This is a genomic window from Kosakonia radicincitans DSM 16656 (assembly GCF_000280495.2).
GTDB classification, from domain to species: domain Bacteria; phylum Pseudomonadota; class Gammaproteobacteria; order Enterobacterales; family Enterobacteriaceae; genus Kosakonia; species Kosakonia radicincitans.
The window spans coordinates 1,982,024-1,996,223 of sequence record NZ_CP018016.1 but is presented as its reverse complement, the minus strand read 5'-3'; the positions used below and the strand labels follow the sequence as shown (position 1 = coordinate 1,996,223).

The 14,200-nt window shown below is 48.5% G+C and carries 12 protein-coding genes, 2 tRNA genes and 1 pseudogene; 8 read left to right on the top strand and 7 right to left on the bottom strand.

What is annotated here, in order from left to right; translation table 11 throughout:
* Positions 1-48: 48 nt before the first annotated feature.
* A complete protein-coding gene (locus Y71_RS09705) occupies positions 49-672 on the bottom strand; it encodes a TetR/AcrR family transcriptional regulator (RefSeq protein WP_007371373.1) in 624 nt (207 codons plus the stop codon).
* A gap of 131 nt (positions 673-803) precedes the next feature.
* Here Y71_RS09705 and Y71_RS09700 point away from each other — a divergent pair, with 131 nt between their 5' ends.
* From Y71_RS09700 to Y71_RS09680, 5 genes and pseudogenes are all read left to right on the top strand, one after another.
* Positions 804-2,639: an FUSC family protein gene (locus tag Y71_RS09700; RefSeq protein WP_071531990.1), complete on the top strand. Its 1,836-nt coding sequence runs from the start codon at positions 804-806 to the stop codon at positions 2,637-2,639.
* Positions 2,636-4,108: an aldehyde dehydrogenase family protein gene (locus Y71_RS09695; RefSeq protein WP_035942197.1), complete on the top strand. Its 1,473-nt coding sequence runs from the start codon at positions 2,636-2,638 to the stop codon at positions 4,106-4,108. The genes Y71_RS09700 and Y71_RS09695 overlap by 4 nt, the downstream gene beginning before the upstream one ends.
* 119 nt (positions 4,109-4,227) lie before the next feature.
* Positions 4,228-5,682 (top strand): carotenoid oxygenase family protein, encoded by a 1,455-nt coding sequence (locus Y71_RS09690; RefSeq protein WP_035942194.1) that lies wholly within the window; start codon positions 4,228-4,230, stop codon positions 5,680-5,682.
* A gap of 215 nt (positions 5,683-5,897) precedes the next feature.
* Positions 5,898-6,078, top strand: a pseudogene (locus tag Y71_RS29955) (integrase core domain-containing protein); the annotation flags it as partial.
* A gap of 442 nt (positions 6,079-6,520) precedes the next feature.
* A complete protein-coding gene (locus Y71_RS09680; protein ID WP_081120731.1) occupies positions 6,521-8,491 on the top strand; it encodes a TonB-dependent receptor domain-containing protein in 1,971 nt (656 codons plus the stop codon).
* Between the two features lie 41 nt (positions 8,492-8,532).
* Here the strand turns inward: Y71_RS09680 and Y71_RS09675 are convergent, their stop codons facing one another.
* Entirely contained in the window at positions 8,533-9,348 is an 816-nt protein-coding gene (locus tag Y71_RS09675; protein WP_007371364.1) for an AraC family transcriptional regulator, read from the bottom strand.
* Between the two features lie 371 nt (positions 9,349-9,719).
* Between Y71_RS09675 and Y71_RS09670 the strand changes: the two genes are divergently transcribed.
* On the top strand, positions 9,720-10,616 hold the full coding sequence (locus Y71_RS09670) for a helix-turn-helix domain-containing protein (RefSeq protein ID WP_007371363.1): 897 nt from the start codon (positions 9,720-9,722) through the stop codon (positions 10,614-10,616).
* A gap of 94 nt (positions 10,617-10,710) precedes the next feature.
* Here Y71_RS09670 and Y71_RS30990 read toward each other — a convergent pair whose 3' ends face one another.
* The 5 genes from Y71_RS30990 to Y71_RS30985 all read right to left on the bottom strand — a co-directional run bounded on the left by Y71_RS30990 (position 10,711) and on the right by Y71_RS30985 (position 13,542).
* Positions 10,711-10,899, bottom strand: coding sequence for a hypothetical protein (locus Y71_RS30990; protein ID WP_354000864.1), 189 nt, complete (start codon positions 10,897-10,899; stop codon positions 10,711-10,713).
* A gap of 119 nt (positions 10,900-11,018) precedes the next feature.
* Positions 11,019-11,444 (bottom strand): hypothetical protein, encoded by a 426-nt coding sequence (locus Y71_RS09660; protein WP_051644088.1) that lies wholly within the window; start codon positions 11,442-11,444, stop codon positions 11,019-11,021.
* 306 nt (positions 11,445-11,750) lie between these two features.
* Positions 11,751-11,826: transfer RNA gene (locus Y71_RS09655), tRNA-Asn, on the bottom strand.
* An 81-nt stretch (positions 11,827-11,907) separates the two neighbouring features.
* Positions 11,908-13,359 carry an EmmdR/YeeO family multidrug/toxin efflux MATE transporter gene (locus Y71_RS09650; RefSeq protein WP_236946465.1) on the bottom strand — a complete coding sequence of 484 codons (1,452 nt, stop codon included), beginning with the start codon at positions 13,357-13,359 and terminating at the stop codon, positions 11,908-11,910.
* A 90-nt stretch (positions 13,360-13,449) separates the two neighbouring features.
* A complete protein-coding gene (locus Y71_RS30985; protein WP_222104920.1) occupies positions 13,450-13,542 on the bottom strand; it encodes a DUF5951 family protein in 93 nt (30 codons plus the stop codon).
* A gap of 5 nt (positions 13,543-13,547) precedes the next feature.
* Between Y71_RS30985 and Y71_RS09645 the strand changes: the two genes are divergently transcribed.
* Positions 13,548-13,623, top strand: a tRNA-Asn gene (locus Y71_RS09645).
* A gap of 149 nt (positions 13,624-13,772) precedes the next feature.
* Positions 13,773-14,105 carry a gamma-glutamylcyclotransferase family protein gene (locus Y71_RS09640; protein ID WP_007371360.1) on the top strand — a complete coding sequence of 111 codons (333 nt, stop codon included), beginning with the start codon at positions 13,773-13,775 and terminating at the stop codon, positions 14,103-14,105.
* Positions 14,106-14,200: the final 95 nt, after the last annotated feature.

Below are 14,200 nucleotides of genomic sequence, written 5' to 3'. Positions count from 1 at the left end.
AGTTGATCGCCGCGGCGTGTCATGGGAGATCGGGCTTTCCGTCTGGCCCTACCCCTTATGGCGGTGTGTCTGTGTCGCATCATACGCAGGCAGGAACGCCTCGATTGCGGCGTCAACCGCTTCCCGGCGGGTTTCTTCGGCAGGCTGCTGATCCAATCCCCACAACTGGCGTTCGACCAGGCCTGCCTCGCACAATGCCTTGAAATACAGTCCGGTTCGACGCAACTCGGCCTGGCGTAACAACCCGCGTTGCATCAGGTTGTCGAGCACGTTGCAGATCGAGATCAGTGTCTGGCGTGGGCCATTCTCGTAGAAAATGCGGCTCAACTGCGGGTAACGTCCAGCCTCACCGATGACTAAGCGGTTCAGGTTGATGACTTCTGGCCGAGTGACAAGGTTCAGATAGGCCATGCCCAGGCGCTGCAAGGTCGCTTGTAGTCCAGCCTCCTCCCTGGATGTTTCCAACGTTTCGATAACACCTTTCCCTGCCTCCGCAGCGAAAGCTCCGAACAATTCATCCTTGTTCGGGAAGTAGCTGTAAAGCGTGACTTTGGACGCGCCAGCCTCGGCGGCAATCGCTTCCATCGTTACTGTACCGAACCCATGTTCGATGAACAGTTTGCCCGCCGCCTGCACGAAGCTCAGGCGGCGGGCCTCAGTTTTCCTACGCATTTGCAGATCCTGTCTCAGTGGATTTTTAGGCAATGGTAGCCCAAAAATGAACGACATCGTACAAATATATTGACCGCACGACGCCTTGTGCTTAAATTGAACGAAGTCGTTCATTTATAGGTGTTACGATCGTGGTCAAACCCGCCCTCCATCTCCCCTCACCTCAAGAAAAGGCTCCCATCGCTTTGCTTGAGCCTCCTGTTGAAAAAAGGATCAATGGAGAGGAGCGTCCAGGGGAGAAGCCAGCACTCTTCTCGTTGCGAACCACCCTTGCCGCGCTGCTGGCACTGACCGTCGCCAACGCTCTGGGGATAGATCATCCCTGGTGGGCTGCGATGACGGTCTGGCTGGTCGCCCAGCCGACACGCGGCCTTCTGCTCGAACGGGCCTTTGCACGTATGGTCGGCTCTGCTGTCGGGGCAGCAACCGGCGCTGTGATCTTGCTTGAGCTGGGCGGGCAGCCCATCCCTTCGTTGTTCGCGCTCGCGCTCTGGCTGATGCTGTGTGCGGGACCTGGCAGCTTGTTTCGCCACTTCCGCAACTATGGCTTCGTGCTGGCTGGCTACACCGCCGCGATCGTTGTGCTGTTCGGCCTGGGCGATGGCATACACGATGGGCATATGGCGAGGGATCGCGTCATATGCACGATGCTTGGCATCGTTTGCTCTGCACTGGCGTCGATCTATGGCGTCCCGAAAGGGCGCAGCGAATATGTAGCCGAATGTGTGGATGGATTGATGCAGCGGTGCCTGGATCGGGTGGAACAGTACCTGCGGTATGGCAGCTCTTTCCCTTCGGCACAGACTCTCATTGCCAACATCGCGGCCCTGGAGCGCAGCGTGGACAACGACGCCGCAGGATCGCTGCGCGGACGCTGGAAGGCGTCTGAAGTACGGCAAATCTCTGGCCTGTTGCTGGAATTGATCGCGCTGACGCCCGAAGACGGGAACACACGGAACATTCCGGCATCCGGCAATGCATCCGTCCAAGAACGGGTCACTCATCTTTCCAGGTTTTGCCAACTTCTGACTGGCTCGCAGCTATCGGCTACACAGTCAAGTGTTGTGCCTCTGGCATCGGTGCTCGATGAACTGTCGGAGGTCTTGCACCAGCCCGGTACAGGATGGTCGCAGGCGGCATTTCGCGGTTTCGATCTGCGCTCAGCGTTACGGTCCGCCGCACGCCCCGTCATAGCGTTGATGCTTACCGCTGCGTTCTGGCGGTTCTCCGGCTGGCAGGCTGGTGCCATGATGGTAATGACGGCGACCCTCTTTGCATCGCTGTTTTCGGCGCATGAGCGAGGGAATGAAGCTCTGGTTCATGTCCTGATCGGTTCAACGATCGGTGCGCCTGTCGGCACCCTGGTCCATTTGTTCCTGTTGCCACAGGTTGAGGATTTCCGGGGCGTCCTGATCTGCTTAGCGCCTTTCCTGGCGCTGGGTGCCTGGCTGATGCGTCGTCCGTCCACAGCCAGGATGGCGATCGACATGAATATGACGTTCCTGCTGACTGCCCAGCCGGGGAGCCATTACCTGGGTGTCGCCGAAGCACTGAACCAGTTGGCCGCCATCGTCCTTGGCGTGCTGGCAGCCGCAGCTACATATTGGTTGTTCTTACCCTCCACGCCGGAGGTACATCGTCGCAAGCTCGCCCAGCGCATCGCGGCATTGGCCGAAGTGGCGAGCCGGGCACCGACCGCATCGGCGTTGATAAAAACTCATCGTGCTCAGCGCGTTGCGCTTACGCGATTGCTCTACTTCTGCAATCCGTCGGAAAGGATGTTTACCCTGGCCCAGGAGTGCCTGGTCAAGTCGCGCCTCTTGCTCGTCCAGCGCACGCGCGGCACCGATGCAAATTCGTCCATTGTTTCCCCAACCGTGACCGCAGGTGAAGCCCTTCGCCATGCGAGCGCCGAGTTGAACGCATGTGTTGCCTTCCCATCAACCGCAGACAGGAACTCCCTATGAATCAGACCCTCACCCCTACCGCATTCACCGGCCAATACATTGCGGGCCAATGGCGCTCTGGCAGTGCCGGGACTGTCCTGCAAGATCGCAATCCCTACGACCAGTCGATCCTGACCGAGATCGTCCTGGCGACGCGGGCGGACCTGGACAGTGCCTATGTCGCTGCCGCGAATATGCAATATGAATGGGCAAGGACACTGCCCTCAGAGCGTGCCGCCGTGTTTTACCGGGCCGTCGAAATCATCGACGCACGTCACGCCGAGATCGTCGATTGGCTGATCGCCGAGTCGGGCAGTACCCGGTTGAAGGCGGAAATGGAGTGGAGCTCGGTTCGGGCCGCGACCCTGGCCGCAGCTGCCATGCCCTATCGGATAGCAGGCAGCATTCTTCCTGTGGATGTGCCAGGCAAGGAGAGCCGGGTGTACCGCCGTCCGCTGGGTGTTGTCGGCGTGATTAGCCCCTGGAACTGGCCGTTGCACCTGTCCAATCGCTCGGTGGCGCCAGCGCTGGCCCTGGGCAACAGCGTCGTGCTCAAACCTGCGGAGGATACCCCGATCACCGGCGGTCTGCTGCTGGCAAGCATCTACGAGGAGGCGGGTCTGCCGCCGGGGGTGCTCAATGTTGTCATTGGTGAAATCAGCGAGATAGGCGACGCCTTCACTCTCCATCCAATCCCGAAATTCATCTCCTTTACCGGCTCGACCCGCGTGGGCCGTCGCATCGGGGAGTTGGCTGTTACAGGCCCAACGCTCAAGCGCGTCGGTCTGGAACTGGGTGGTAATGCGCCGTTCGTGGTGCTCGATGACGCGAATCTGGAACGTGCGGTGGACGCTGCAATCGTTGGCCGTTTCCTGCACCAGGGCCAAATCTGCATGAGCAGCAATCGCATCATCGTTGAAGCTGGAATCTACCCGCGATTCGTGGACGCCTTCGTTGAGCGAGCCCGCAACTTGAAGGTCGGCGATCCGAGGCAGGCTGATACGGTGATCGGCCCCTTGATTAACCAAAAGCAGCTCGATGGCGCCCTTGCGCGCCTGAAAGCAGCAAAAGACGCTGGCATCCGTCAGCTGCTGGGTGCGCCCCATGAAGGGTTGTTACTACCGCCTCAGGTCTTCGCCGACGTACCCAACGATTCGGATCTGGCGCAGACCGAACAGTTCGCGCCCATCGCGCCGCTGATCCGTGCCGTGCACGAGGAGGACGCGCTGCGTATTGCCAATGCCACCGAGTTCGGGCTTTCGAGCGCGGTGTTCACCAGCAACGAAGCCCGTGGCGTGCGCTTCGCGCAGGGGATCGACGCTGGCATGACCCACATTAACGACATTACCCCCAATGACGAGGCCAACGTGATGTTCGGCGGAGAAAAGAACAGCGGAATCGGCCGCTTCAACAGCGACTGGATCATCGCAGAACTCACCACCGACCACTGGGTCAGCGTGCAGCAAGAACCACGTACCTATCCGTTCTGAATGGTTCCATGGCGCAGTTGTCTTCCTCTGCACCATGGATAGCACCGAGGAAGACAACCCATCAATGTGGCGCTTGCGAGCGCAGTTTTGTAGGCAAGAAAACAACAGAGGTATTTGTCATGTGGACTAAAAAGAACCCTTTCCTGCGAGGTCCGTACGAGCCGCTCTACACCGAGTATAAGGTCAACGAACTGCATGTCGAGGGAAGTATCCCCAGGGAACTAAAAGGCACGTTGTACCGGGTTGCCAGCAACCAACAATTCGAGCCTCTCAATCCCGACAAATTCCATTGGTTCGATGGCGACGGCATGGTTCATGCGTTCCGGTTGGAGGATGGTAAAGCCAGCTACAGCAACCGGTTTGTCGAAACTGAAGGCCTCAAGGTCGAGCGCGGGGCGGGCAAGGCGCTCTACAACGGGATCATGGGTTATAGCAATACACCACAGCCACCGCTGCCAGAAGGTGCTCCCAGGATCAAAGCCACGGCAAATATCAACGTGATTCGGCTGGGCGATAAACTTCTCGCCATGCACGAGGTCGAGCATCACTATTGGGAATTAGACCCGGTGACGCTCGAAACGCTTGGCACGTTCAATTTCAATGGACAAGTCGAAGGCATGCTCACCGCCCATCCGCATTTCGATTTGGTGACGAAGGAATGGATCTTCTATGCCCTGGATAACGAAAATCACTTTGTAGAGTGCTTCTCGACCGACGTGGATGGCACTATCACGGCCAGACACCGTGTCCCCTTGTCGTTCACGCCGTGGAATCACGACGTCATTTTCACCAGGCAGCACTACATCTTCTTCTTCGGTCTGATCAGTTGGCGGCCATGGTCGGACGAGCTGATCCAGAAGGGGAAGAGCTCGTGGTTCGTCGCCCCTGACCAGGATCGCAATGCACGTATCCTGTTCGTCGATCGCAAGACTGGCGAAGCAATCTGGCTGCATCCGGAAAACTCGGAATACATGATCGGCCACTTCCTCAATGCTTATCAGGATGAGGAAGATACGATTATCGACGCCAGCACCACGCCGGTATCTAACGCGATTCTGCAGTTCAATCCTTCGGACTACTATCCGTTCCCTCTGGTAGACGGTCCATCGGCATTCGAGCAACCGCAGCTGTGGCGCTTTGTGATCAACCTCAGGCAGGGCACGGTAAGGCACCACCGGATCGGTGATTTCTCTGCCGAATTCGTACGCCCTAACGAGACCATCCTGGGCTCCCCCCACCGCTACGGTTATATGGCTGGCGTCCATGACCCGAAGCCTGAATCGCGCGGGTTCAACTGTCTGATCAAGCACGACTATCAGACCGGGACGACCGAGTTCCAGCACGTCACCCGCGAGCTCGACCTGGTTGTAGGAGAACCGATCTTCGTGCCGCATCCGGAGGCGAAGGAGGAAGACCACGGATGGATTCTCGCCGTGTGGTATCACCCGCTCAGGAATGCCAGCGAGTTGGTCATCCTCGATGCGACGGACTTTTCCGGTAAACCGGTGGCCCGCATCAAGCTGGACCACCATGTCCCGCTGGGATTCCACGGAAACTGGATCGCCGACCGATAACTGGCTGGCAACGAAGGGGCAGCAAAATCGCTGTCCCTTTGTGCTTCGTGAGAATCATGCTTCATCAAACTCAGGGCCATCAGATGAAAAGGAGCGTGCCCATGATTGCATACCTGGCTTCACTCGCAATCGGCCTGCGGGTCGGTGACCGGCTCCCCGTTGACTTGAAGAGGAAAACGCCCGCCTCAGAAGCTGCTCGCCGAAGCCATGCTGGATATCACCGCCGCTTTCACGATGAAAGCCTGAATGAGCATTGGTTCAGCGATATTGTTCACGCCAGGAATATCATTAATGACTCGCCCACATTCAGCACTGAATTATCAGACGCCGTCAGAGTTTGCGGTACAGTGGCGAAACGGGAAATTAGGCAGTAATAGAGCAGATATTACTAATTGATCGTTGTATCTGATACTGGGATCTGGTCATGGGATGAGTAAAAAAATAACCAATAAATTCCATGATATTTCTCGTCATAGCCTCACCATCAATGTTTATTAACAAATAATTATCATTGGTTTTTACATATGGAACGTAGTTTGTTTCAGTCATGATAGTTTTCCATTCAGCCATAATGGCGTGCAGAAATGAGCGCTCACATCCGGCCTTCCCACATAACATCATGATAAATATATAAATTTATTAATTAATCTCAAGTGAAGATAAAACTTCACCCTCTGCATGGCTGGAATAACGAATAATATGGCTGAAATTAATAATGCGGACGGTCTTCTGGCCCTTTAAATTACTATCTCTTAAATGCTTATGATTATCATTATCACATGTAGTGATTTTTCAAGGGCTCTTGGGTTTGAAAAAATAAAAAAATTGGGGAGATAGTATGAGGAAATACAGAATTTCACCTATTAGTATAAGTTTTATATTTCTGGTTACACCGCTTTCTTTTTTCGTTAACGCTACAGATAATGATAATACAATTATTGTCTCAGCAAATGCCAATGGACAAGCCAGTAGTACAGAACAAGCACCGGCATCAGTTACCTCAATTTCCCAAAATCAATTAGAAAAGAAACCGTATCGTGATATTGCGGATATGCTCCAGGGGATTCCAGGTGTTACGACAACCGTCGGTGGAGACCATAAAGAAATAAATATACGTGGTATGGGTTCTGCATATACGCTCTATCTGATCGACGGAATGAGAATTGACTCCAGAGATAGCAGTCGATTATTTGATGGTTCTGGTCAGATGAATGCCTGGATTCCTCCTGTTTCTGCTATTGATCATATAGAGGTTATTAGAGGGCCGATGTCATCGCTTTATGGTTCTGATGCCATTGGTGGCGTAATTAATATTATTACAAAGAAAAATGCAAAAAAATGGCAGGGTAGCATCGGAAGTAATTTGACTGTGCAGGAACATAGTGATTCCGGTGATATTTTTCAGAATGATTTTTTTGTTACAGGACCATTGGTAGATAATATCCTTTCAATGCAAGCCTATGGTAGTTATTCAAAGCGTGATGAAGACGAAATTTATAATGGATATCGCGGCAGCAAAAGAGAAAACGTGACAGGGAAAGTTACCTATACTCCTACCGATGAACAAGAGATTTCGCTCACTGCTAACCATACACAGCAGGATATTAGTCAGATGGTTGGAAAATCCATCAGTCCGGAGTGTACATATTACTCTGGCTGCCCTTCTGATTTTCGTAAAAAAGCAGAGGTAAATCGGTTCTCTGTCAATCATGTGGGCTACTGGGCTATTGGTAAGACTGACTCTTACATTCAGAGTGAAGATTACTCTATTAACTCACAAGATATTGATTTGAAGAATATTAATATGCGTTCTTCACTCTCCTCAAATATAGGGAGTCATATTCTTACGCTTGGTGGTGAGCTAAGCATTAAGAAATTACATGACGGTTATTCAAACCAGATTTCTGATTTAACGAATCTAAAACGGACAGAAAAATCTCTCTTTCTCGAAGATTCATGGATGACAACCGAAGACTTTACTCTGACAACCGGGGTAAGACTGGATCACGATAATCAATTTGGTGATCACTGGAGCCCACGTATGTATGGCGTGTGGAATGTAGCTTCGGACTGGACAGTAAAAGGAGGGGTAAGCAGTGGTTTTAAAGCCCCAGGAATCACTGAAACAGATCCACATTTTGGTTCAGTTTCCTATGCAGGTGATGTTTATGGTAATCCTAACCTTAAACCTGAAAAATCAATCACGCAGGAACTTGGTCTCTTATACAACAACGATGAGGGATTATCTGGTGGTGTGACATTATTTAATAATCAATTTAAAGATAAAATAACAACAACTGCGTGCCCGTCTACCCAATGCGATCCTGTTCCCAACCCATATGGGGCATATCCGCTAACATATGATAATGTAGGGAAAGCGGTTACGAGAGGGGTTGAGGCTGATCTTAATTTCCCTGTAAATGATAAAGTAACCGTTGAAAATAATTATACATATACATATTCACAACAAAAATCAGGTGAGTATAAAGGAAAACCGCTGACAAAACTTCCCAAACATCAGTTTACCAGCACGATAAATTATGTGTTAAATGAGTCGCTTAAAACCTGGCTGACAGTTAACTTCCGCGGAAAAGATAGTGATAATGTGGGTGGAACTGAGCAGGCAATATTACCAATCAGAGCCCCATCTTTTGCATTATTCGATTTTGGTACAGATTATAGTATGAATAAAAATATAGATGTCAAAGCTGGCATCTCGAACCTGTTGGATAAGAAAATCAGATATGATAATTACGGATATACTGAGGATGGAAGACGCTTCTGGGTTGCAGTAAACTACACCTTCTGATGGTGAAAATGGTGAAAGAGGGTTAATAACCCTCTTTTAAATTAAATTCTGAAAGAATTATTATTTCTAATGTTAGCATCCTGGAATTCCTTATAGTAGCTTAATGGTGGTTTGCCCAAAACTTTTTTGAACATAGTTACAAAACCACTGGTATTTTCATATCCTAAATCAAGAGCAATTGTGGTTATACTATCGCCCTGTGAAATCCTTTGGAGCGCAATGACAATGTGGAGTTGCTGTTTCCATCTGCCAAAGCTCATTCCCAGTTCCTGATGGACAAGTCGGGTAAAACTTCTTTCGCTCATATTAATTTTATTTGCCCAATCTTTGAGTTTTAAGTTATCCCCTGGATTTTTTATTAACATATTGGCTAAAGAATAGAGGCGAGATTCAGAAGGCATAGGAAGGCTCACATCCATTTTTGATGATATTTTTATCTGATCAACCAAAATATCAATAATTTTTTGCTCTGACGGTTTTATTAGTTCGTGATTAAACCCGGACGCATATATTATTAACTCACGTAAGAGTGGAGAGACAGATAACGTGCTACATTCGGAAGGTAATCCCTTAATTAAGCTGGTATCTATAAAAATACAATAACAATCTGTATTACCACTCCCTCTTGTCGAATGGAGGACATTAGTAGGTATCCATATTGCACATTGAGGCGGGATCAATCTGATACAGTTTTTCACTTCGCAAATCATCGTACCTTTGACTGAAAAAAGAAGCTGTGCTTCGGGATGTTTGTGTGGTTTCAATTCCCAGTCATCAGAGATACTCTCTGATTTCATTGAGAAGACAGGTAATAAAGGATTTATGAATTCTGAGGGTGTATGGTCTAACGTTCTCACTGGAATTGTCTCCACCAATGGGCACTGTCTGGAATACAGACATTATGCCATTTGTTTTAATATCGGGCCAGTACAAAAGGTGTTTTTATATTTTAAATCTTAACTAAATGAGATAGTACTTAATCACTGGAAAGTCTCTTGTTATTCATGTCAGATGCATCAGTATCATTTTGTATTTTTATTATGGAGATGATTTTTAAAATCTGTGCACGCTGTGCATTCTTACCTATATTTGGCCGAGAAAGATAAAGACCTGGCTTGATTATAAAGTTATTATTACTACCTCTAATATATGATGTGTGATTTTTTAGTCGTTATGTAACTCAAGCGTTAGTCTTGTCGGTATACATTTCTTTTTATGGTGAATATTTATGACTGATTTCTTCTATGATCTGCTTACCTGGATTGAAAATAATCTACACACCAATCTTAAAATAGAAAACATTTCAATTAAATCAGGTTACAGTAAATGGCATCTCCAGAGAATGTTTCATAAATATTTTGGAATAAGTCTTGGAAGATACATTCGAAACAGGAAAATTACGAATGCAGCCCTCCTTATAAAAATGAGTCAGCTCCCGATGGTAGAAATTTGTGTTGAAAGTGGTTTTAGTTCCCAGCAAACATTCGCTCGTTTTTTTAAGAAGTACTATGGCGTAACCCCTGGTTACTACCGTAAGACTCGATTTATATCCAGCTCTTTTTTTCAGAGAAACCTCGCCATGTCCTGGAACTTAACAGTTAAACATGAGAATATTATATTTGAGCATAATATTGTTTCTTCTATTCATGATAGAAGAAATGATTATAAAGAAGAAAAGCAAGAGTTTGTCCTTTCACAAAGAAATGAAAGCATTGAGTCTCTTTTCTATAAAAGACTAACTCGTTTCATTTTAGATTTATACGAAAAAAAATTCGTAATTTCTTCCTGCAGTGCATCCAACCATTTGACTATAACTGCTGAGTTCAAGAAAACGTTGTCAATAAAAGACCCTGTGATTTTTTTTACTGCCAGAGATGCTACGATCTCTTCGGTTGTTACATATAATGAATTTATAAGGTTTTATTATGAGGGGTACATATCTGATTTAGAAAAATTTATAAATTATGTATATTTTAATTATATGATAGAGAACAAAATAAAAAGAAGAGACTCTGATCCTGATCTTTTTTCTGGTTGTTTTTTTGAGAAAGAGAATAAAGGCAGTTTAAAAGGATATTATTACATCCCTTTACCAGATACGTGTCATTCAGATGATGATAAATAAATATTATTCTTTTCTTCTAAGACTTGCTCGTTTTTATATGAAAGTGATAATGATTGTAACCTACAAAGGCAGGCCAGAAGTAAGCCAAATATTTTCATTTCATCGTGTCAATTAATCTATATGTTAGACGTCCATTATATTCATTCCAGCGTCGTTCAAGAATTCCTGCAGTATAGAGATCTCTTGTGACTCGATAAATTACACTCAGCGCAATTTTATGACTTTCTTTCATGAGGGAATATATTTCGGTAACCTGGAGAAATTTATTCTTGTTATTTTCCATGACATTAATAACATATTGCCTTGGTACTGTTTGCCGCATGCGTTTTCTGGTTAACATCATTAATTTTCCTGTTCTTGTTCTTTCACATAAGGGGCGAATTTAGCTAAGGTGAAAATGCATTAATCTTGTTGTTTTATATTGTTAAGTAAATTATTGGCTTTGACTATTGCATTTTCCTTATCAGAAACGATTAGCATAGGATATCCCCAAAACTTTGAAAATGCTTTCGCAAAGCCTTTTAATATAATGCTTTGTTTGTTTTCTGGTACTATTTGAATTTGCGCGATTATATATTTTTTCACATTGGCTTTGTTTTTCTTAAGCCATAATGCCAATTTCATTTTTTCTTCTTTCGAATGTTCGTGTTGTTCTTCATCCTCAAATTCTGTCGCACTTATTATGACAAAAGGTATTTTCTTGCCTAAAATTTTTTCTAGCTGAATAAAACTGTTATCGTAAGCTTCGCTTTGAGAACTGCGATTCTCCATTTGGTCGACTTGTATCAGCCATACGAGAGGGAACTCCGATTCATCAATACGTAACATTTTTCTTGCCCTTTAGAAGTAAACCTAATGAGATAGATTATCATTTCCTTTATTTGTAATATTATAAATTCCAGCCATCATGTTACATGATCCGGCCTTATCAATTGAAAAAGACAGTACACGTTCTTGTGGGTACTGCACTGATTTCATTATGAGTATTTAGTGATTACTGATACAGACCGTGTGAATCAGAGGCTTTAAAAGGCTTACGAGATGGTTTGAAATTGCGGAGCAACTGTCTGCACGCGCGGCGCGCGGTAAACGCCAAAAAGCAAAAAGCCTGCTCGAAAGCAGGCTTCTTAAATATGGCTCCTCTGACTGGACTCGAACCAGTGACATACGGATTAACAGTCCGCCGTTCTACCGACTGAACTACAGAGGAATCGTGTGAACGGGGCGAATATTAACGACGCCCCTGACCCTTGTCAAAGCCTGATTTGCCTTTTTCGGCGCGTTTGCCGAATTATTCTCCAGGTTGTGCAGAAATGGCTCTTTTCTGCGGCTTTGGATACTTCCACAACCACCTGCCGCTCGCCATGCGCCAGTAGAAGAAAACGCCGCGTACCGCCCAGTCGAGGAACATCCCTAGCCAGACGCCAATCACGCCCATACCGAGCATGACCCCCAGCGTATACCCTGCCACCACCCGGCAACCCCACATTCCAAGCATGGAAACCCACATGGCGAAACGGGCGTCGCGCGCGCCTTTCAGGCCCGCAGGCAGCACCCATGATGCCGCCCAAATCGGCATAAACGCCGCATTAAGCCACAGAAGTACCTTAACCACCTCTTTTACGTCCTCTTCCCGGGTATAAAAGGAGGCAAACAGCCCGGCAAAAGGCGCAGTACCCCAGGCAATTGCTGTCAGCAACAGCGTCGAAAGCCAGAAGACATGGCGTAACTGGCGTTCTGCCTGGCCGATCTGACCTTTACCGAGGCGCTTACCGGTAATAATGGTAGACGCAGAGCCCAGCGCGTTCCCCGGCAGGTTAATCAGTGCAGCCACGGAGAAGGCAATAAAATTACCGGCGATGACGTTGGTACCCATACCCGCGACAAACATTTGCGTTAACAGCTTGCCGCCGTTAAACAGCACCGACTCGATACTGGCCGGAATGCCGATCCCCATCACTTCCCAGATAATAGAGAAGTTGAGTTTTTCGAAGTAGCTTTTCAGCGAGATCCGCAGCGCCGGATTAAAACCAATCATCAGCACCCAGATAATCGCCACCGCGCCAATATAGCGGGAAATAGTCAACCCCAGCCCTGCACCGGCAAACCCCATGCCTTTCCAGCCCCAAAGGCCATAAATCAGGATGCTGCTGATAATGATGTTGAGGATATTCATCCCGCCATTAATCAACAGCGGGATTTTGGTATTGCCCGCACCACGCAGCGCACCGCTGCCAATCAGGGCAATGGCCGCCGCCGGGTAGCTGATGACGGTGAGTTCAAGGTAGGTCAGCGCCAGCGCTTTAACTTCCGCCGTCGCCGCACCGGCGATAAAGTCGATGATTTGCGTGCCAAAGTAGTGGATCACCGCCGCCAGTACAATGGCAAACAACGTCATGATCACCAGCGACTGCCGCGTTGCCGCCCTCGCCCGCTCACCATCCAGTTTGCCGAGGCTGAAGGCCACGACCACCGTCGTCCCTAAATCAATGGCGGCAAAAAAAGACATCACCACCATATTGAAGCTGTCCGCCAGGCCGACGCCCGCCATCGCTTCTTTACCCAGCCAGCTCACCAGAAACGTGCTGAGCACACCCATCATCAAAACACAGGTGTTTTCCAGGAAGATCGGTACGGCAAGGGGGGTAATTTCTCGCCAGAATAATACACGGTAACTTTTACGTTTTCTGTACCAGGGCGTACGCATGACGGCCTGGCGTAAGGGAGTGACGAGGTTCAAAATGGTCCTTAGCCGCGAAAGGTGAAATCACATTTCAAATGATGAGGGAGAAACCCTGATCCTGCAAAGTATTTACACCGAAATCGGTGTTTATTAGATCAAATTGTCGATGGATTCAGCAGTCAGGTTGCCATCGCTAAAATGAGGTTTGACAAAAGATTTTTCGCCGCTAAGATAAGCCTCCACACGATTCCTCTGTAGTTCAGTCGGTAGAACGGCGGACTGTTAATCCGTATGTCACTGGTTCGAGTCCAGTCAGAGGAGCCATATTTAAGAAGCCTGCTTTCGAGCAGGCTTTTTGCTTTTTGGCGTTTACCGCGCACCGCGCGTGCAGACAGTTGCGAACCTCATCACAAAACCGTATTTTGAATACTCTTCGCCCGCTGGGTATTTATCGCCTTGATTGTTGAGGGAAAATGGAATCGTTATTTGTCTACGGCACGCTGCGTCCCGGCTGTTCTAATGCGCATATCCTGGAAAACATCGGCGGTGAATGGCTGCCGGGCCACGTCACCGGTACGTTTTACGCGCGTGGCTGGGGAGCCGCTGCCGATTTTCCAGGCATCGTACTGGATGAAAACGGCGCACAGGTGCACGGTTACCTGTTTCTGTCCGACAACCTTGCTGCGCACTGGCCGATGCTGGATGAATTTGAAGAGGGCTACGACCGCGTTTTAGTCGAGGTCACTACCGCTGAGGGCAAACGCGTCAGCGCGTGGATTTACCAGCTACTGCCACGAGCCGAATAGCCTGGTACCCGCACAGAGCCGTATCAGCGGCTCTGAACTATCCGGCGGGCTGAAAGACATCTCCCATTTTTACACCGCTATGCAGGAATGGGCAG